Source organism: Streptomyces sp. AC627_RSS907 (genome assembly GCF_019049165.1).
On the sequence record NZ_JAGMUE010001281.1, the window covers coordinates 1 to 619 of the forward strand.

The following is a 619-nucleotide window of genomic DNA, read 5'->3' on the forward strand; positions in this document are numbered from 1 at the left end:
GGCTCAGCCCGTGAGCTGCGCGGTGCGCAGCAGCACCGTGCCCAGGATGACCAGGAACACCGCCACACAGGTCCCGGCCTGCACCAGGTCGCGGCGCTCGCGCGGGGCGTGGACCATGCCGTAGGCCACCGCGGTGCCCACGATCAGGCCGCCGATGTGCGCCTGCCAGGCGATGTCGTTCCAGGCGAAGGTGAAGACCAGGTTCAGCGCCAGCAGGATGGCGACCGGGCGCATGTCGTAGTTGAGCCGGCGCATCAGCACGGCCGTGGCGCCGAGCAGGCCGAAGATCGCGCCGGAGGCGCCGAGCGACGCCTGCGAGGCGTCGGCCAGCAGGTAGCTGAGCGCGCTGCCGCCGAGCGCGGACAGCAGGTAGAGCGCCAGGAAACGGACCCGGCCGAGCGCCGCCTCCAGCGGGGCGCCGAGCCACCAGAGCGAGAGCATGTTGAAGGCGATGTGGAACGCCTCCTCGTGCAGGAACGTGGCCGTCAGCAGGCGGTACCACTCGCCCTCGGCGACGCCCTGGACCGGCGTGAAACCGGAGTCGGACGGCGGCCACTCGCCCACCATCGCCCAGTCGTTGATCATCTGGTTGCCGTTGGACAGCACGACGATCCAGACC

1 protein-coding gene is annotated in these 619 nt (G+C 70.9%); it reads right to left on the minus strand.

What is annotated here, in order from left to right; all coding sequences use genetic code 11:
- Nucleotides 1-3: 3 nt before the first annotated feature.
- Nucleotides 4-619, minus strand: a 616-nt coding sequence (locus KUM32_RS41490; protein ID WP_217146804.1) for a rhomboid family intramembrane serine protease, incomplete at its 5' end; no start/stop codon positions are given.